Origin of the sequence: Rhodococcus sp. IEGM 1379 (genome assembly GCF_030056815.1) — a bacterium.
Taxonomy (GTDB): Bacteria; Actinomycetota; Actinomycetes; order Mycobacteriales; family Mycobacteriaceae; genus Rhodococcus_F.
Map to the genome: position 1 here is coordinate 20,176 of NZ_JASHKR010000012.1, position 18,507 is coordinate 38,682.

At 60.4% G+C, this 18,507-nt stretch carries 15 protein-coding genes and 1 tRNA gene; 6 read left to right on the forward strand and 10 right to left on the reverse strand.

The window, feature by feature from the left end; translation table 11 throughout:
* Positions 1 to 1,215: a dephospho-CoA kinase gene (gene coaE / locus QM600_RS09560; RefSeq protein ID WP_283261223.1), complete on the reverse strand. Its 1,215-nt coding sequence runs from the start codon at positions 1,213 to 1,215 to the stop codon at positions 1 to 3.
* Positions 1,216 to 1,367: 152 nt separating this feature from the next.
* Between coaE and QM600_RS09565 the strand changes: the two genes are divergently transcribed.
* A complete protein-coding gene (locus tag QM600_RS09565; RefSeq protein ID WP_283261224.1) occupies positions 1,368 to 1,589 on the forward strand; it encodes a hypothetical protein in 222 nt (73 codons plus the stop codon).
* Positions 1,590 to 1,779: 190 nt separating this feature from the next.
* On the opposite strand, the gene QM600_RS09570 is transcribed toward QM600_RS09565, so the two are convergent.
* Both QM600_RS09570 and rpsA read right to left on the reverse strand, forming a co-directional pair.
* On the reverse strand, positions 1,780 to 2,337 hold the full coding sequence (locus QM600_RS09570; protein WP_283261225.1) for a CPBP family intramembrane glutamic endopeptidase: 558 nt from the start codon (positions 2,335 to 2,337) through the stop codon (positions 1,780 to 1,782).
* A gap of 204 nt (positions 2,338 to 2,541) precedes the next feature.
* Positions 2,542 to 4,029, reverse strand: coding sequence for a 30S ribosomal protein S1 (gene rpsA, locus QM600_RS09575; protein ID WP_283261226.1), 1,488 nt, complete (start codon positions 4,027 to 4,029; stop codon positions 2,542 to 2,544).
* A 308-nt stretch (positions 4,030 to 4,337) separates the two neighbouring features.
* Between rpsA and QM600_RS09580 the strand changes: the two genes are divergently transcribed.
* On the forward strand, positions 4,338 to 5,183 hold the full coding sequence (locus QM600_RS09580) for a class I SAM-dependent methyltransferase (RefSeq protein ID WP_283261227.1): 846 nt from the start codon (positions 4,338 to 4,340) through the stop codon (positions 5,181 to 5,183).
* A gap of 3 nt (positions 5,184 to 5,186) precedes the next feature.
* Here QM600_RS09580 and QM600_RS09585 read toward each other — a convergent pair whose 3' ends face one another.
* The 4 genes from QM600_RS09585 to QM600_RS09600 all read right to left on the reverse strand — a co-directional run bounded on the left by QM600_RS09585 (position 5,187) and on the right by QM600_RS09600 (position 9,139).
* Positions 5,187 to 5,948, reverse strand: a complete 762-nt coding sequence (locus tag QM600_RS09585) for an amino acid ABC transporter ATP-binding protein (protein ID WP_283261228.1) — start codon at positions 5,946 to 5,948, stop codon at positions 5,187 to 5,189.
* Positions 5,945 to 6,910, reverse strand: a complete 966-nt coding sequence (locus QM600_RS09590) for an amino acid ABC transporter permease (RefSeq protein WP_283261229.1) — start codon at positions 6,908 to 6,910, stop codon at positions 5,945 to 5,947. The genes QM600_RS09585 and QM600_RS09590 overlap by 4 nt, the downstream gene beginning before the upstream one ends.
* Positions 6,911 to 6,974: 64 nt before the next feature.
* Positions 6,975 to 7,847 carry an ABC transporter substrate-binding protein gene (locus QM600_RS09595; protein ID WP_502942926.1) on the reverse strand — a complete coding sequence of 291 codons (873 nt, stop codon included), beginning with the start codon at positions 7,845 to 7,847 and terminating at the stop codon, positions 6,975 to 6,977.
* Between the two features lie 194 nt (positions 7,848 to 8,041).
* The gene (locus QM600_RS09600; protein ID WP_283261230.1) at positions 8,042 to 9,139 is read right to left on the reverse strand and encodes an isocitrate/isopropylmalate dehydrogenase family protein; all 1,098 of its coding nucleotides are present in this window, start codon (positions 9,137 to 9,139) and stop codon (positions 8,042 to 8,044) included.
* 19 nt (positions 9,140 to 9,158) lie between these two features.
* Between QM600_RS09600 and QM600_RS09605 the strand changes: the two genes are divergently transcribed.
* Positions 9,159 to 9,680, forward strand: a complete 522-nt coding sequence (locus QM600_RS09605) for a 2'-5' RNA ligase family protein (protein WP_283261231.1) — start codon at positions 9,159 to 9,161, stop codon at positions 9,678 to 9,680.
* A 182-nt stretch (positions 9,681 to 9,862) separates the two neighbouring features.
* Positions 9,863 to 13,105, forward strand: a complete 3,243-nt coding sequence (locus QM600_RS09610) for a protein kinase domain-containing protein (protein WP_283261232.1) — start codon at positions 9,863 to 9,865, stop codon at positions 13,103 to 13,105.
* A gap of 371 nt (positions 13,106 to 13,476) precedes the next feature.
* On the opposite strand, the gene QM600_RS09615 is transcribed toward QM600_RS09610, so the two are convergent.
* Positions 13,477 to 14,022, reverse strand: a complete 546-nt coding sequence (locus QM600_RS09615; RefSeq protein WP_283261315.1) for a C40 family peptidase — start codon at positions 14,020 to 14,022, stop codon at positions 13,477 to 13,479.
* A gap of 412 nt (positions 14,023 to 14,434) precedes the next feature.
* Here QM600_RS09615 and trxA point away from each other — a divergent pair, with 412 nt between their 5' ends.
* A complete protein-coding gene (trxA, locus tag QM600_RS09620) occupies positions 14,435 to 14,806 on the forward strand; it encodes a thioredoxin (RefSeq protein WP_283261234.1) in 372 nt (123 codons plus the stop codon).
* Between the two features lie 69 nt (positions 14,807 to 14,875).
* Here the strand turns inward: trxA and polA are convergent, their stop codons facing one another.
* Together polA and QM600_RS09630 are read right to left on the reverse strand one after the other, a co-directional pair.
* Complete coding sequence (gene polA, locus QM600_RS09625) at positions 14,876 to 17,614, reverse strand: DNA polymerase I (protein ID WP_283261235.1); 2,739 nt, start codon at positions 17,612 to 17,614, stop codon at positions 14,876 to 14,878.
* 58 nt (positions 17,615 to 17,672) lie between these two features.
* Positions 17,673 to 18,299: an ANTAR domain-containing response regulator gene (locus QM600_RS09630; protein ID WP_283261236.1), complete on the reverse strand. Its 627-nt coding sequence runs from the start codon at positions 18,297 to 18,299 to the stop codon at positions 17,673 to 17,675.
* 98 nt (positions 18,300 to 18,397) lie between these two features.
* Between QM600_RS09630 and QM600_RS09635 the strand changes: the two genes are divergently transcribed.
* Positions 18,398 to 18,471 (forward strand) — tRNA-Leu (locus QM600_RS09635).
* Positions 18,472 to 18,507 lie beyond the last annotated feature (36 nt).

Consider the following 18,507-nt stretch of genomic DNA (forward strand, 5'->3'; position numbering starts at 1 on the left):
TTACGCTTTCCAACCCGACTTCCCAGCCCAGTCCCAGGCCCGATGAAACGCCGTGTCGAACCACGGTGTCTTGACCGCGAGATAGGCGTCCATCGCCTTGTCGTAATCGTCGATTCCGGCTGCCTGTGAGGCTGCGAGGACCTTCAACGACGAGTACTCGTCGCGAGCTGCACTGTCTGCCCGCAGCCAGTCCCGGAACAGGATGGCGAACTGTTGACCCGGCCAACCCTCGACTCGAAGATGGATGTTCACCCGCCGACCCGGATCTGCGCCGCCGTGAATCCGCTTGGCCCACACAGCAGGATCCGTTTCGCCGCCGAGGTAAGCGGGCTTCGGGTCATCAGCGACGATGTGCTCGATGCGCGGGAATCCCCCGGCCGCAAGGTCCTCGGCAAGTTGGTCGGCAATTCCCAGGTGTTCGACCGTGATCTGGATGTCGATCACATCCTTGGCATCAAGTTTCGGAACGGCCGTGGAACCGATGTGATCGATACGCAGCGCGCGGTCTCCGCAGAGGAGCGCCAACCGGTTGATCAGCCGACCGGCCTGAGCGGGCCACGACGGATCCGCCGGGCTCAATTCGGGGAGAGCTCGAACCACCGAGCCAGTGCGCAGGTTTTCCTCGAAGGGCGCGATTCGCGTTGCCCACAACTCACGGACAACGGCGTCGAGTGCCCCCGGATCCCCGCTGTTGTCGAGCCACACGTCCGCAACGATGCGACGCTGATCGTCGTTCGCCTGCGCCGCGATGCGAGCGCGGGCATCCGCCTCAGGCATCCCCCGTGAGCCGACCAACCGTCGCACCCGCTCTTCGGCATCGACGTACACGATGATGACGAGATTGAATGCCGGGGCCATGCCCGCTTCAACCAACAGCGGAATATCTTGCACCAGTACGGAATCCGAAGGCGCGGCAGAAATCTGCTCGGCTGTCCGGTTTCCGATCAGCGGATGAAGGATGGAGTTGAGCGTGCCACGGGAAGTGTCGTCGGCAAACGCCAACGCCGCCAACGCCGGCCGATCGAGACTGCCGTCGTCGGCCAGGATTCCGTCACCGAATGCCTGCGCCAACGCTGCCAACCCCGGACTGCCGGGTTCTACGACTTCCCGGGCGATCAGGTCGGCATCAACGATCACTGCTCCCAGTTCGGTGAGAATTTTCGACACAGTCGACTTGCCGGCTCCGATGCCTCCAGTGAGGCCAAGTCTCAACACAACCGACAGTCTCTCACCCGCAGTGACCATGTGCGAGAAGGAGTCCTGATATTGAACACGCCACACCCTCGAGACCCAAATACCACAATTATCGCAATCCGTGTGGTTAAGTTCTAGCGAACGCCCTGTACCTTCTCGAGAAAGTGGACGCCATGCGAGCAGATCGCGACCATCTCGGTCAGCACCGCCTCGGAATGCCGAACGGCGTGCACTGCATCGAATACCCCGAGGTCGCCTTCGCATTGGCGGAACATCGCCGGACGTGGTTCACCGTCCTCGTGAGCCAGGGTCGTCACAGCTTCGCGTCGATGCGCAAGCGCACTGCAGAAGCTACTGCGACGTACTGGGTACCGGCTCCGGCAACTATCTCCTGACCCCCAAAATCTCACAGCTCCACCCAGCTCCACCGGTAGGCCACCAGCCTGAACAGACTGGTAGCCTATTTTTTTCTTGTCTTCACGTCGAGATCGAACTGGTTGATTTCACTTGCCTCCGCATACTGGCACCCATGCGGTACGCACAGCATCCGGCGACGATCACCGATGCTGCGGCCAACTGAGCCATTCACACCGCCGACGAGTCACCATCCGAAAAGAACAGCAACAGACCGCTACTGACAAACCAGTGGGCCATCGTGGCGGCGACCGCTCGACCGAAGATAGTTCTACCGGCACTCAACGTCCCGAAGATGACCGACATCGCTGTGGCTCCGACGCCGAACAAGAAACCAGTTCCGATCATCGCTCGGATCGCACCGGTCCGGGTTTCGATTAGCGGCTGGACAATACCCCGCCAACCGATTTCCTCCGCGGCCGCGCCGAGCGACGACGCAACCAAGACCACTGCGATCGAGTTCGGAAGTGTAGCCACGTCGAGTACAACCCAATGCTGCGACGTCAATCGGTCTACTGCCCAGATACCGACGAGCACGCCGACCGCCGCGCCGGCACCACTGACGATCGGCACCAAGAAGCCGCTGCGTGCCACTGGGAGCAGAACCAATCGACCCCTCCAAGAGGCCATTACGACCACTGCTCCGACCAGCGTCGAGAACTGGGTCAGCCGCAGAGTCTCCGGACCTAGACCGCAACGATCCTGCACCAGTGCGAGAAGCGGCGACATTGCCGCTGACACCACGAGGAATGTCGCGATCGGTCGCCAGATCGGCGGTCGTGAGTTCGCATGAACGGGGAATGGATCAACTTGCAGAACGATGTGCCCAGAGCACTGGAGTATTGGCTATGGCAACAAAAAAGAACCCCGCTCCTGCAAATGCAGGAGCGGGGTTCTCTCAAGATCTCGCTTGATCAGATCAAGCGGTAATCCTTATGCGTTGCCCGACAGCTTCTCACGAAGTGCGGCGAGCTGTGCATCGCTTGCAAGCGATCCGCCAGCGGACTCAGCCGGAGCGGAGCCTTCAGCGGCCGGAGCCTCTTCGTCGTCAGCAGATGCTGTCTCCGAGGAGTAGCCTGCGGCAGCGGTGGCAGCTTCAGCGGCCTCGTCTGCAGCGGTCTTCTCCATCTGAGTGGTGTGCATCTTGTGGCGACGCTCAGCCTCGGCGTAGCGGTTTTCCCACTCTTCGCGCTGCTTGTCGAAGCCCTCGAGCCATTCGTTGGTCTCGGGATCGAAGCCCTCAGGGAAGATGTAGTTGCCCTGCTCGTCGTACGAGTCGGCCATGCCGTACTTGGACGGATCGAACTCGGCGTTGTAATCCTCGTTGGCCTGCTTCAGCGACAGCGAGATACGACGACGTTCGAGGTCGATGTCGATGACCTTGACGAGTGCGTCGTCGCCGACACCAACAACCTGGTCCGGAACCTCGACGTGGCGTTCTGCCAGCTCCGAGATGTGAACGAGGCCTTCGATTCCCTCTTCGACGCGCACGAATGCACCGAACGGAACGAGCTTCGTGACCTTGCCGGGCACAATCTGGCCGATCGCGTGGGTGCGAGCGAACTGGCGCCACGGATCTTCCTGCGTTGCCTTGAGCGACAGGGAAACGCGCTCGCGGTCCAGATCGACGTCGAGAACCTCGACGGTGACCTCGGTGCCGACCTCGACAACCTCGGACGGGTGATCGATGTGCTTCCAAGACAGCTCGGAAACGTGAACCAGGCCGTCTACGCCGCCCAGGTCCACGAATGCACCGAAGTTGACGATGGAGGACACGACGCCCTTGCGGACCTGGCCCTTCTGGAGCTGGTGCAGGAATTCGCTGCGGACCTCAGACTGTGTCTGCTCGAGCCATGCGCGACGCGACAGAACCACGTTGTTGCGGTTCTTGTCGAGCTCGATGATCTTGGCCTCGATCTCCTTGCCGACGTACGGCTGGAGATCGCGGACGCGACGCATCTCGACGAGCGAAGCGGGGAGGAAGCCACGAAGACCGATGTCAAGGATGAGGCCGCCCTTGACGACCTCGATGACGGTGCCCTTAACGGCCTCGTCCTTCTCCTTGAGCTCCTCGATGGTGCCCCAGGCACGCTCGTACTGAGCGCGCTTCTTCGACAGGATCAGTCGACCTTCTTTGTCCTCCTTGGTGAGGACGAGAGCCTCAACCGCATCTCCCACGGAGACGACCTCGTTGGGGTCGACGTCGTGCTTGATGGAGAGCTCACGAGAAGGGATGACGCCTTCGGTCTTGTAACCGATGTCGAGCAGAACCTCGTCGCGGTCGACCTTGACGATGGTTCCCTCGACGATGTCACCATCGTTGAAGTACTTGATCGTGGCGTCAATGGCGGCGAGGAAGTCCTCGGCAGAGCCAATATCGTTAATGGCTACCTGCGGCGAGGTATTGGTTGTGGAGGGCATATGTTGAATTGCTCCGGACGAGTTGTGGTCGGTTGATGGATTTTGTCGGACGAGATGCAACATTTAGGCGCGAAAACGCAGTACCCAGTTGCACCCAAAAGGTAACAACCGGAAACCGAAACACATTCCGCGCCCGAACGGCGCACCACGAGACCTCTCGTTCATACCAATCCGCAACCTTGTGAAAGGCCCCGTACAGACAATCGGCAGAATGACAGACACTCGCGTGGGTAAGACTACGCGTCGGCTGTGTGACCAGGCAAACCCGGGTACTCTGTCGCCGCCGTACGCGCTCTAGTCTGTTCGATATGTCTGACGATCGCCACGCCGCTGCCAATTCCATCCTCGGTACCAGTGGTGTCGGGCGGGTTCGGGTCGACTCCGATACGAGCGACCGTGCGAGCCGCGCATGGTGGGACGCCGACGCCGAGGATTACCACCGGACACACGGCGAGTTTCTGGGCGTGAACAGCGCCGAAGGCGAATTCGTCTGGTGCCCGGAGGGACTGCACGAGGGCGACCATCACCTTCTGGGCGACATCGTCGACAAGGACATTCTCGAAGTGGGCTGCGGATCTGCCCCCTGTGCACGATGGCTGGCCGGCCACGGCGCCCGTGCGGTCGGACTCGATATCTCGATGGGGATGCTCGCACGCGGAATCGATGCGATGAACACCGGCGGCCCACGCGTCCCTCTGATCCAGGCGAGCGCGGAACTGCTGCCGTTTGCCGACGAGAGTTTCGACATCGTCTGCTCGGCGTTCGGCGCAGTCCCCTTCGTGGCCGATTCCCAGCAGGTAATGAATGAGGTCGCACGTGTCCTGCGGCCGGGAGGAAAGTGGGTCTTCGCGGTCAACCACCCGATCCGCTGGATCTTCCCCGACGATCCCGGCCCCAAAGGCTTGACCGCAACACTCCCCTACTTCGATCGCACGCCCTACGTCGAGGTCGACGACAACGGCGTCCCAACGTACGTCGAGCACCACCGCACAATCGGCGACCGCGTACGCGAATTGGTAGCCGCCGGACTGCAGGTTCAGGACATCATCGAACCGGAGTGGCCGGAATGGTTGGACCGCGAATGGGGACAGTGGAGTCCCCTTCGCGGCCAACTCTTTCCGGGTACTGCAATTTTCAGCGCCGTCAAACCCTGACGGTTACAGCAGATTCGACAGGAACGCCTTGGTGCGATCTTGCTTCGGATTGGCAAGTAGCTCGCGTGGTTCTCCCGATTCGACGACGACGCCGCCGTCCATGAACACCAGTTGATCGGCAACCTCGCGCGCAAAACCCATCTCGTGGGTGACGACGACCATCGTCATGCCATCCTTGGCGAGTTGCTTCATTACCGCGAGTACCTCACCGACCAGTTCCGGGTCGAGCGCTGACGTCGGCTCGTCGAACAACATCAGCTTCGGGTCCATCGCCAGAGCGCGTGCGATAGCGACTCGCTGTTGCTGCCCACCGGACAACTGCGCCGGGTACGCATTGGCCTTGGCACTCAAGCCCACCTGATCGAGCAGATCCTTGGCGCGCTCGACGGCCTTCTTTTTGCTGATCCTCTTCACCTGAGTGGGCGCTTCGATGATGTTCTCGAGAGCCGTCCGATGCGGGAACAAGTTGAAATGCTGGAACACCATGCCGATATCGCGGCGCTGTTTGGCCGCCGCCCGCGGGTGCAGTTCGTAGAGCTTGCCATTCTTCTCGGAGTAACCGACCAGATCACCGTCGACATAAAGACGGCCGGCGTTGACCTCCTCGAGGTGATTGATGCATCGAAGGAACGTCGACTTACCCGAGCCGGAGGGACCGACGAGACAGAGAACCTGTCCGCGATCAATTTCGAGTGAAATGCCTTTGAGGACCTCGAGCGCGCCGAAGTTCTTGCAGACCTGCTCTGCTTTCACCATCGGTGTCATTTGCGCTCTCCTCCGGGAACATCCGGAAGTGTCTCCACAACCGTCTCTTTACCTTGTGCGTCGGCAAGTGCCTGAAGCTGGCGAGTGGTAAGCGCCCGTGTAGCGCCCTTCGAGTAATGACGCTCGACGTAGTACTGACCGATCATCAACACACTCGTGATTGCGAGATACCAGGTCGACGCGACCATCAGCAACGGAATCGGCTCGAAATTGGCACCCGAAATATCTCGGGAACGCCCGTAGATCTCCCCCGTGAAAGTCACCGCCGACACGAGCGACGTCGTCTTGAGCATGCTGATCAACTCGTTGCCCGTGGGCGGGATGATGACACGCATCGCCTGCGGCAGAATCGTGCGACGCATGGTCTGGCCCCACGTCATACCCAGCGCGACCGACGCCTCCGTCTGGCCTTCGTTGACCGAACTGACTCCGGCGCGGACAATTTCGGACATGTAGGCGGCTTCGTTCAAACCTAGACCGATGACTGCGAAGAGAAAAGCAGCTTGGAAACCTTGCAGTTCGATGTGCACGAACTGATGCACAAACGGAATTCCGAGATCGAGGCTCTTGTAGATCGAAGGGAAAAGTCCCCAGAACACCAACTGAACGTAGACCGGCGTGCCACGGAAAACCCACAGGTACGCCCAGGCTGCGGATCTGAGAACAGGGTTGGGCGACAACCGCATCACTGCTAGAACTACGCCGAGAACGATGGCCAAGACCATCGCCAGAACCGTCAATTTGATGGTGTTCCATGCGCCCTCGGTAATGCGCGCGTCGAACAGGTACTGACGATAGGTGCCCCACGCAAACGCTTCGTTGGTCGCTGCGCCATAGAGAAAAAGTCCAAAAAGGACCAGTACAACGATTGCCGCTATCCATCGCCCTGGCCGGCGGAGCGGGATCGCCTTGATGGGTGCGGGTTGCCGACTTTCGGGGTCCGCACTGCCCGTTGTTGTCATCGTTGACGCCTCTCCCCGTTTGATACTGGGCTTGTCCATAGTCGTTGTGGCTGCTGATTGTTCATCAGCTCTCCGCACCGTTGATCTTCGAAACCTCGATCACGCCTGCCTCGACGCTCCACTTCTGGGCGATTTGCAGATAGACCCCGGTGTCGATCAGATACTGCATGGCCTGCTGCAGAGCAGGGCCCAAACCTGATCCCTTGACGATCGGCCAGCCGTACGGCGCAGATTCGAACGGAGCACCTGCCGCTTCCATCCGGCCCTTGCTGCGCTTGATTGCGTATCCGGTGACCGGTGAGTCGGCGGACAGCGCGTCGACACGTCCAAGGATGAGGGCGTTGGCCGCGTCGTCCTGACTGTCGTATTTGACCTTGTCGATCGGTGGCTTGCCGGCGGCAACACACGCTGCGCTCTTGGCCGGAACCTCGTCGATGTCTTCCGTCGTGGTGGTTTGCACCGCAACTCGCAACCCGCAGGCGTTGTTCGGGTCAACCGGGTTGTCCGGCCTCTGTGCCCATTGAATTCCGGCACTGTAGTAGGTAACGAAATCGACGGTCTTCTCCCGCTCCTTGGAGTCGGTGAACGAGGACATCCCAGCGTCGTAGGTACCGGCCTGAATTGCAGGAATGATCTTGTCGAAATCTGCCTGATTGAAGACGGCCTCGACACCGAGTACGGCAGCGACTGCATCCATCACGTCGACGTCGAATCCGACGATGTTTCCGGACGCATCCTTGAATTCGTTGGGTGCGTACGGGATGTTGACGCCGATCTGAAGCTTCCCGGATTCTGCGACCTTGGGTGGCAGGAGCGCCGCGATCTCGGGGACTTTCTGCACACTGATCGCCGGCCCCTCCGGCACCAACCCTTCGTCGTTGACGACGCATCCACCGCAGAGAGCGACAATCACCCCGACCAAGAGGAGTCGCACTATGTCTGCGCGCACTCCCCGGCGACGAACCTTGTGAACCACTTGCACCTGCGCGTTTTCACCGACCACGACTCTGCTCTCCACTCGTCGATCGCCGCACCGAGCAACGTTCATTCGAAATTCGATAGAACGGTAGGTTACGGCAGGAGTTACTCCAGCACCGATTCGGCGAAATCTCCGGCAAGGCGATCACAGAATCAGCGACGAACTGTGCGTGCGTACACCGCTTCGGCGAATTGACTGGTCGAGGCCAATCCGCCTAGATCAGCTGTCGCCGTTCCCGCGGCGATGGTGCCTCGAACGGCGTTCGTGATGCGGCTCGCCGCAAGTGTGAGCGCACTGTCTCCGTGTGTTTCGCCGAGCCAGTCGAGCATCATCGCGCTCGACAGCAACAACGCGGTGGGGTTGGCCCGGTTCTTTCCCGCGATATCCGGCGCGGCACCGTGTGCGGCTTGAGCCATAACCTTGGTTTCCGAGGCATTGATCGACGGCGCGCTGCCGAGTGAGCCGGACAGTTCTCCGGTCAGGTCGGACAGTATGTCTCCGAACATGTTCTCCGTGACGACGACGTCGAAGTCTCGGCCGCGGCGGACGAGCAGTGCGGCCATGGCGTCGACGTGCTGGTCGTCGACCACGACGTGTGGAAATTCGGTAGCGACGCTCATACAGGCGTCCCGGAAAAGTCCGGTGGTAAGCGTCAGGACATTCGCCTTGTGCACGATGGTGACGTGATTGCGTCGACGCGTCGCCAGCGTGAATGCGGTCCGAGCAATTCGCTCGCATGCCGCTCGTGTGAAGACGCCGACGGCCAGAGCGAGATCCGGCGTCGGCATGAACTCTCCGCTGCCCACCGCCATGTTGCGGTCGGCATACAGCCCTTCGGTGTTCTCGCGGACGATGACCAGATCCATCTTCGGGACGACAGCCTTCACTCCCTCGAATGCGAACGCGGGTCGGATATTCGCGAAGAGCTCGAATTTCTTGCGAATCACACCGCCTGGCGTGAGCTGTCCACGAAACTCGCTCGGGTACGACGCACTGTCGTGGGGTCCGAGAATCCATCCGGGTAGCTGTTCGAGAGCTACGACAGTCTTGTCGGGAATCGGCGTCCCGTGTGTCTCGATCGCTTCCCGTCCGAGCGGAAGTTCCACCCAGTCCACGGGTGGCGCGTGAACCGCGGACATTGCCGCGTCGACGATCTGCCGCGCCACGGGGACAATCTCGTGGCCTATTCCGTCGCCGTGCATGAGTCCCAGTCGCAGTGTCGGAGAAGTGATTGCGCTCGCACCTGTCATCGGGTAATCATTGCTCACGATGGTCCAGTCGGTGGAGTTGTTGCTCGACGCGTCGAGCGAATCTGCGATTCGCTCGCTGTGGACTGCGCTCGCAGATGCCGAACTACCCAATCAAGCCAGTCGTCACAGCGCATCCAATCGTCCACACATCACACTGTTCGCTGCCCACAGCATTCCAGCGGACGTCGATGAAATCCTGGTCAGACGGTTCACGGCGCCGTCCTTCGAGGTTCGACTGGGCGGTTACATCGTTTTCGGTGGCAAGCAGTTTGTGTTGGCTCGTTCGGTTATTCCGTCGCGAGCACTTCTGCGACTTCAACGCGATGTCTTCGAAGCCACTACAGGATCGAGCGGCATTTCTGCGCACATCAAACCCGGTTCATGGACGCCACATGTGACTGTGGCGCGGCGAATTACCCCTGAACAATTGGGCTATGCGGTATCGCTACTCGGGAGCGCGGTGATAGCCGGCGAGTGCGGTCCGATCAGGCGTTGGGACGGTGATCAGAAGGAGGAATGGCTATTGACGCCGCCGTCGTGACGAGCCACTACAACTGATCAACCCTGATCGACCATTTTCCCCCTGACTGATATCCACTGGGCATGGCCGTCTCGCGAGGACTTTCAACACAATCGACAGGCCGCGTTATCCTTGGAACAAACGCCGAGAAGAGACGTGCATCGCTGGTTGTCACTTGGTGCTGCACAGGATCGAAGCAGCTGATGGTCGATACTGATCTACCTCCCACACAGCGCGACGCTGTCCCCACCATCAGCGCAGAACTGGCGGCCGCCGGGTTCGAGGACGCCCAGGAGATTGGTCGGGGCGGGTTCGGTGTCGTCTACCGTTGCCTACAGAGCTCCCTTGACCGAATTGTGGCCGTCAAAGTACTGACCGGCGACTTCGACAGCGAGAACCTCGCTCGATTCCTCCGTGAGCAGCGGGCTATGGGCCGGCTGACAGGGCACCCGAACATTGTCCATGTCCTCTCTGTCGGCGCGATTAGCAGTGGTCGGCCGTACATCGTGATGCCCTACCACCCGCAGGGTTCACTGGCAGCCCGGACCCTCAGCGGTAATCCGCTCGATTGCGGCGCGGTACTTCGACTCGGTGTCAAGGTGGCGGGCGCTCTGGAGACTGCACACCGCCTGGGCATCATCCATCGGGACGTGAAACCTGCAAACATTCTGCTGACCGACTACGGCGAACCAGAACTAGCCGATTTCGGAATCGCCCATCTGACAACGGGATTCGCCGCCAGCAAAATCTCCGACAGCGGAAATGCCTTCGAAACTGCCAGGGGCATCATTACCGCTTCCCCAGCCTTCACAGCACCTGAAGTTCTGCACGGTGAAACATCGGAGGTCTCCGCAGACATCTACAGTCTCGGTGCCACGCTCCTTTCCTCCGTCATCGGTCGACGGGTCCCGGACTTGAACGTGCCAGGTGTCCCCGACGACGTGCGGATGATTCTCGAAAGGGCAATGTCCGAACGTCCCAGTGATCGTCCCGCCAGCGCTGCAGAATTCGGTGAGCAACTTCGAGAAGCCCAGCGCAATCGCGGATGGCTGGTAGACAAGATGGCCTTGAACGCCGAAGTCAACGCCCCGGATTCGATCGGATCCAGTAACAGGTCGGGACGCAAACAAGGTCAGACTGGGCAAATACCTCTGGATCTGACCAGTTTCGTCGGACGGCGCCGAGAGCTGGCGGATACGAAGAAAGTACTGTCCACGTCCAGGTTGGTGACACTCGCCGGGGTCGGTGGCGTCGGCAAAACAAGACTCGCATTGCAGGTTGCCAGGAATTCCGGGCGGGCATTTCCCGACGGTATCTGGTTGGTTGAACTCAGCGAATTCCGAGACGATTCTCTTGTGGCCGAAGAAGTGGCTATCACGCTCGGACTGCGGCACTTGTCTGTGCGTCCAATATTGGAAATGTTGATCGAGCACCTCAGCTCTCGTCGAATCCTGCTGGTACTGGACAACTGTGAGCAGATGCTGGATGCCATCGCAGCGGTCACCGAGTCGCTGCTGCGGGCCTGCCCCGAGCTGCGAATTCTGGCGACAAGCCGGGAGCCGCTGGGTGTCGGAGGAGAAACGGTCCTGCGACTCGCTCCCTTGGCCGTGCCCGATCCGGAGAAGCCTCCGTCACTACTGAGTCTGTCGGGCTACGACGCCGTGACGTTGTTCAGCGAACGCGCCTGCGCAGCAGTGCCGAACTTCAAGGTCACCGAGGACAACCGGATCTCGGTGACCCGAATCTGCCATCGCCTCGACGGTCTGCCACTTCCCATCGAGTTGGCGGCGGCGCGGTTGCGTTCGATGTCCACCACGCAGATCCTCGAACATCTCACCGATCGGTATCAACTTCTGACCGGTGGCAACCGCACTGCACCGTCACGTCAGCAGACGCTGCGGTTGTGCGTGGACTGGAGTTACGAACTGTGCACACCTCTCGAACAGAAGTTGTGGGCGCGGTTGTCGGTATTCGCGGGTGGCTTCGAGTTGGACTCTTTGGAGGGAATCTGCGCCACGGACCTGACGTCGGCGGACGTATTGGATGCGCTGGCGTCGCTGATCGACAAGTCGATCCTCATCCGCGAAGAGCCGACATCCGTGGTGCGATACCGATTCCTCGAGACTCTGCGGGAATACGGTGGAGAGAAGCTGACCGACTCCGGTGAAGCCACGCAGTTGCGGCGTCGGCATCGAGAATGGTTCGAAGGACTGGCGTCGCAGGCAGCGAACGAGTGGATCGGTCCTCGGCAGCTGGAATGGATCGCTCGGATCGGGCGCGAGCAGCTGAATCTGCACGAAGCCATGGAGTTTTGCATCACTGAACCTGGTTCGGACGAAACGGAAGCTGGACTTCGGATAGCGGGCGCAGTGTTTCCGTTCTGGTTCTCCCGCGGGTTGTTCAGCGAAGCGCGGCACTGGTTCGACCGCATCCTGGGATGCGAGTACGAACGCCCAACGACAATTAGGTTGGAGGTGCTCTATGCCGCTAGTCGGATTGCTGCGATGCAGGGCGACATTTCGGCGGGTACCGCCCTCCTCGAGGACGTGCGCACGACTGCCGACGCTCTGGGAAGTTCGGATGCCGATGCCCTCGCTTCATACGCTGACGGAGTGCTCGCCCTGACCAGTGGCCATCCGGATCGTGCAGTCACCAACATGGAAAGCGCATCCGATGTCATCCAGCGGGAGAATAACCCACTCCGTCGGGTCTGGGCGTTGAACCACCTCGGAATGGCCTACCACTTGACCGGTGATTTCACCCGCGCCATCGAGAGCTACGAGAAGGCCCTCGCGATAACCGAACCGCTCGGCGAGTACGTCTACCGGGGACGGTCTTGCTGGAACTTGGGGCTGACACTGTGGAAGGTGGGCGATCCCACTCGGGCAGAATCCATTCTGAAGAAGGGCCTACAACTTGCCCGACACGTGGATGATCCGTTCGGCTCGGCTTGGTGCCTCGAAGTTCTGGCGTGGATCGCGGCCGATGCTAATCGCTACCGGCACGCCGCAGCTTTGATGGGCGCAGCGGAGACCCTGTTGCACGAAATCGACAGTCCGGCGATCAGCGTTCTCGGTATGACTGTCAACCATGAAGAATGTGTGCGACAGACCCGTCTCGGGCTCGGTCATCGAGTATTCGAGACGGAGTTCAAGAAAGGCGCGAAGCTGAAAACCGCGGACGCGACGGCATTGGCGTTGGATGAAGATCAATTCGTCGCAAGTCCACCGCCCCATAACGCTGCGAGCTTGACTAAACGTGAGAGTGAGGTCGCGGACCTGGTCGCCACCGGACTGACGAACAAAGCGATCGCTACCAAATTGGTGATTTCTCAGCGCACCGCACAAGGACACGTCGAACATATCCTGACCAAACTCGGGTTCACGTCGCGTGCTCAAATAGCCGGCTGGGTCGTCGAGCAAGCACAAAACTCGCAGTCAAGATAATGATCACGCGAGAGAGAAGTGCGGAAGCCTGTCCCCTGGCACCTTGAACCCGAACATCACTCGTGAGCAAATGACCGGGATCGAATGCAGCGCACAATCGATCAGTGTGTACAACCACGGGCCCTCGTCCAGTTCTACGATAGCGATGTACTGGATCTTCGAATCACCTTGTGCACTAACACCTTCAACAGACATACGGCAGGAAACAATGGTGCCCTTCCCACAGCAGGGCACCACCTCGAATCGCACGCCTCCACATTCAGGGCAGGATCCTGTCATCGGAGCCAGGAGCCTGCCACACCCGGCACAGTGCAGAATTGTGAGACGTCGACTTTCTATCATTGACTGCGCCTTAGTTCAATCCCTGTCCGTCAGTACCGGACGGCAGCGTGGAATGGCATCGAGTCGAGCGACGTACGCGTGACGGACTGACCGCTCGTGGGCGCGTGGACTACCTGGCCGTTGCCGGCGTAGATGCCGATATGGTCAGCACCGTAGAAGAGCACCAGGTCGCCCGGTCGCAGATCTGCTCGCGATACCGGGACGCCACCGGACTCCTGGGCGTACGTCGTACGCGGGATCGAAACTCCGGCCTGCCCATAGGCCCACTGGGTCAGACCCGAGCAATCGAAGGAGCTCGGTCCAGTTGCTCCCCACACGTAGGGCGACCCGATCTTGGACTCGGCAGCGGCCAGCGCACGATTTCCGGCTGTGGAAGTGGAGAATGCGACGTTCTGAGTCTGAATCGGATTCGACTGACCGGGGATCGTGAAGTCGATCCCCGGGACCGAAAGCGGTTGGGCGCTCGCACCGGCGGTGGCCGAGACAAAGGCCCCGGCAGTCAGTGCCGCAACAACAACGGCGCCTCGGACGGTGCGGGTCAGCGTGGTGGTTCGTGTGGACTTGCGGTTCGACATGGTGCTGTGGATTTCCTTTCGGGGTGTTCCGGCTCGGATCGAGTCGGTGATGTCCACAACTCTTTCGTCCGATTGCTCTCGTGGCTTCGGCCGAATGACCCGGGACATACCTATTTCTTGTTGCGCTTTCGAAACTGGAATCCGACATGCGATGTACGTCTCCGAGGCCTACGAGGAGGCATGAACTGGCGCAGTCAAGCGCTTTTGATCAGCCTTCTGCAGGTAAAAGCGCCGCAACATGGCGTCGGACGGGTACACGTAGGTACCTATCCGGGTAATTCGGCCGTTGCCGGGATTGCGCTCTGCGCCTGTCTGAGAGCAAGCACTGCAATGGCCCGCGACGGGGCAGGGAAGAATGACGGGTCCCGGGGCGTTGCACACTCCAACAGCCCGAACTATGGAAAGGACCCCTGTGGCCACCCAGACACTCACCCAGCAGAACTTCGACGAAACGATCAACGGCAGCGATGTCGTACTCGTGGACTTCTGGGCTTCTTGGTGCGGCCCGTGCCGCCAGTTCGCCCCCACCTTCGAAGCCTCGGCCGAGAAGCATGCCGACGTCGTTCACGGAAAGGTGGACACCGAAGCCGAGCAGGGTATTGCGGCAGCAGCCAACATCCGCTCGATCCCGACCATCATGGCGTTCCGCGAAGGCATCTTGGTGTTCAACCAGGCGGGCGCACTGCCTGCTCCCGCACTCGAGGATCTGATCACTCAGATCAAGGCACTCGACATGGATGAGGTCCGCAAGGAAATCGCCGCCCAGAACGCTCCTGCCGTGTAGTCCACCCCACGAACTAAGGCGCGGCGGAAATCGAATTCGATTTCCGCCGCGCCTTGTTTTGTTTGCAGCTCAGTGAGCTGCGCTGTCCCAGCTGCGTCCCGCTCCCACCGACACGTCGAGTGGGACCGACAACTCGATTGCGGTGGACATCTTGTCCTTGACCAGAGCCGTGACCTGCTCGAGTTCCGACTCCACCACTTCGAGCACCAATTCGTCGTGAACCTGCAGCAGCATCCGCGACTTCAGCCCTGCCTCCTCGAGAGCCTTCTGCACGTTGATCATCGCAACCTTGATGATGTCCGCGGCAGTGCCTTGGATTGGCGCATTGAGTGCCGCACGTTCAGCGACTTCCCGACGCTGACGGTTGTCACTGTTGAGGTCCGGCAAGTAGCGACGGCGGCCGTACAGCGTCGACGTGTAACCGTCCTTGCGAGCCTGCTCGACCACGGCATGGAGGTAGTCACGGACTCCGCCGAATCGCGCAAAGTACGCATCCATCTGCTGTTTCGCTTCTTCGGTGGAGATCTTGAGCTGCGACGCCAAGCCGTAGGCGCTCAGCCCGTAGGCGAGCCCGTACGACATCGCCTTGACCCGACGACGCAGTTCCGGCGTGACCTCTTCGATGGGAACACCGAACGCGCGTGAACCGACAAAACTGTGAAGATCCTCGCCGGTGTTGAAGGCCTCGATCAGCCCTTCGTCACCGGACACGTGCGCCATGATGCGCATTTCGATCTGGCTGTAATCGGCGGTCAGTAGGACATCGAATCCCTGGCCAACTACGAAACCGTCGCGAATTTCCCGGCCGGCGTCATTGCGGACGGGGATGTTCTGCAGGTTCGGATCGGTGGACGACAGGCGCCCCGTTGCGGCAACAGTCTGATTGAACGTGGTGTGGATGCGACCGTCGTCGGCGACAGCCTTGAGCAGACCATCCACTGTCACCTTCATCCGCGTCGCGTCGCGGTGTGCAAGCAAATGCTCGAGGAACGGGTGTCCGGTCTTGTCGAACAGGCCCTGCAACGCCTCGGCGTCGGTGGTGTATCCGGTCTTGGTCTTCTTGGTCTTGGGCATGTCGAGTTCCTCGAACAACACGACCTGCAACTGCTTCGGCGAACCGAGGTTGATCTGCTTGTCGATCACCGCGTACGCGGAGTCGGCAGCGGCTGCGACCAGCGAAGCGAACCGGCTCTGCAGATCATGCAAGTGCGCACTGTCGACGGCGATTCCGGTGGCCTCGATCTTGGCGAGTTCCACCGTCAACGGCAACTCCATGTCGGAGAGAAGCGACTTCGATTCGATCGATTCGAGTTCGGTGTCGAGGGCGCGCGCCAGATCAAGAACGGCCTGAGCGCTGAGCATCGCCGTCTCAGCGGCTTCCGCATCCAACTGATCGGTGTCGTCGAGCAGCGAAAGCTGTTCCTGCCCCGACGTTTCTGCCCGCAGTTCACGCTTGAGGTATCGGAGCGAGAGGTCATCGAGGTTGAAGCTGCGCTGCCCCGGGCGTACAAGGTACGCGGCAAGAGCGGTGTCGCTGGTGAGTCCACCGAGTGTCCATCCACGGCCACGGAGGGCATGGATGGCCCACTTGGCTTCGTGAATCGCCTTGGGCTGACCTGCATCCGCAAGCCAATCACCCAGAGCTGCTTCGTCTTCCGGAGTGGCAGACGTTGTCGAGATATATGCGCACTCCCCGTCCGATGCCGCAATCGCAAGAGCAGTGGTGTCACCGGCATACGGCGTCCGAGTGCCGATAACTGTTACGCCGTGGCGTTCCCCGGTGCGGGCGTGCGCGTCGAGCCACGCCTCAACCGAGCCTGGCTCGAGAGCGTCACCGCTGACCTCGAAGCCCTCTTCGGCTTCGGGTTCGGACGACGACAGCGTCGCAAAGAGTCTGTCACGGAGAACCTTGAACTCGAGGTCGTCGAAGAGTGCATGAATCTTCTCGCGGTCCCACGGCGACAGAATCAACTGCTCTGGCGTGTACGGCAGCGGAACGTCGCGAACCATCTCGGTGAGCTGACGGTTGAGCAACACGTTTGCGATGTTCTCGCGCAACGAATCGCCGACCTTGCCACGAACCTTGTCGACGTTGTCGACCAATCCCTGGAGATCGCCGTATTCACGGATCCACTTGGTGGCCGTCTTTTCGCCGACGCCGGGGATGCCGGGGAGGTTGTCACTCGGGTCTCCGCGCAGCGCCGCAAAATCCGGGTACTGCGCCGGCGTGAGGTTGTACTTTTCTTCGACGGCCTCCGGGGTGAAGCGGGTGAGCTCCGAGACACCCTTCTTGGGGTAGAGAACCGTGACATTCTCGGTGACCAACTGCAGTGCGTCCCGGTCTCCGGTGACTACCAGTACGCGATACCCGAGGGCCTCGGCTTGAGTGGTCAGCGTGGCGATGACGTCATCGGCCTCGAAACCTTCTTCCGCCATGACGGGGATACCCAGAGCGCCCAGGACGTCCTTGGTGATGTCGATCTGGCCCTTGAACTCGTCCGGAGCCTTGGCACGCTGAGCCTTGTACTCAGGGAACAGCTCCGCGCGGAACGTCTGACGGGAAACGTCGAAGGCAGCCGCGAGATGCGTCGGCTTCTCGTCGCGAAGAAGGTTGATGAGCATCGACGTGAAGCCGTACACCGCATTGGTTGCCTGGCCGCTATGCGTCTTGAAGTTGTCCGCCGGCAATGCGTAAAACGCACGGAAAGCCAGGGAATGCCCGTCGAGAAGCATCAGGAGCGGACGTTCTTCCCCCGATCCGATTGCGACGGCGGAGGTACTGGACGGAGTTGCGGTTGCGGGGCTCACGGTTGATCAGTCTAGGGATCCCTACTGACATCGATACCCCCGACCAGGTTTACCCAGCTCAGGCGTTCGGCTCGCCGCTGAGCGTCTCGAGAACCACCTCGGCGACGGCCTTCATCGTGGACCGCCTGTCCATCGCAGCACGCTGAATCCACTTGAACGCCTCCGGTTCGGTGAGCGCCTGACGAACCATCAACACACTCTTGGCCCGTTCGATGATTTTACGAGCCTCCAAACGATCCGACAGGTCGACGATTTCACGCTCGAGCGCCGTCACCTCACGGAACCTGCTGACCGCCAGTTCGACTGCCGGCATCAGATCGGTGATGGAGAAAGGCTTGACCAGATACGCCATCGCGCCGGCGTCGCGAGCCCGCTCCACCAATTCACGCTGACTGAACGCTGTGAGAATGACAACAGGAGCAATTCGTTTGGCCGCGATCTCCGAAGCGGCGTCGATCCCGTCCCGCCTGGGCATCTTCACGTCCATGATCACCAAGTCCGGCCGGAGTGCTTCCGCCAACTCCACCGCAACCTGACCGTCACCGGCTTCGCCGACAACGTCGTAACCCTCTTCGCGGAGCATCTCGACCAGGTCCATGCGGATCAACGCTTCGTCCTCGGCAACAACAACACGACGCGGCGCGCTCTGATTACCTTGCGGCTGTGGCGAATTCATGGCCACCATCCTCCTCTGTCGAACCGCCCCGACACGAGACGCGAACATAAAGAGGGTACCGGTGTTTGACTTTGAAATCGCATCTTCTAATGTAGTCATCGCAACAAGCCCTCGTATCCCAATTGGCAGAGGAAACGGATTCAAAACCCGTCCAGTGTGAGTTCGAGTCTCACCGAGGGCACCGAAAGGTGCAGGCTAGAGCAAGTTTTTAGGCTTA

Coding starts and splice junctions, on each gene's coding strand:
- QM600_RS09565 (WP_283261224.1), top strand. CDS start 1,368: ATGCGAGCAGATCGCGACCATCTCGGTCAGCACCGCCTCGGAATGCCG.
- QM600_RS09570 (WP_283261225.1), bottom strand. CDS start 2,337: ATGTCGCCGCTTCTCGCACTGGTGCAGGATCGTTGCGGTCTAGGTCCG.
- rpsA (WP_283261226.1), bottom strand. CDS start 4,029: ATGCCCTCCACAACCAATACCTCGCCGCAGGTAGCCATTAACGATATT.
- QM600_RS09580 (WP_283261227.1), top strand. CDS start 4,338: ATGTCTGACGATCGCCACGCCGCTGCCAATTCCATCCTCGGTACCAGT.
- QM600_RS09585 (WP_283261228.1), bottom strand. CDS start 5,948: ATGACACCGATGGTGAAAGCAGAGCAGGTCTGCAAGAACTTCGGCGCG.
- QM600_RS09590 (WP_283261229.1), bottom strand. CDS start 6,910: ATGACAACAACGGGCAGTGCGGACCCCGAAAGTCGGCAACCCGCACCC.
- QM600_RS09600 (WP_283261230.1), bottom strand. CDS start 9,139: ATGACAGGTGCGAGCGCAATCACTTCTCCGACACTGCGACTGGGACTC.
- QM600_RS09605 (WP_283261231.1), top strand. CDS start 9,159: ATGGTCCAGTCGGTGGAGTTGTTGCTCGACGCGTCGAGCGAATCTGCG.
- QM600_RS09610 (WP_283261232.1), top strand. CDS start 9,863: ATGGTCGATACTGATCTACCTCCCACACAGCGCGACGCTGTCCCCACC.
- QM600_RS09615 (WP_283261315.1), bottom strand. CDS start 14,022: ATGTCGAACCGCAAGTCCACACGAACCACCACGCTGACCCGCACCGTC.
- QM600_RS09630 (WP_283261236.1), bottom strand. CDS start 18,299: ATGGTGGCCATGAATTCGCCACAGCCGCAAGGTAATCAGAGCGCGCCG.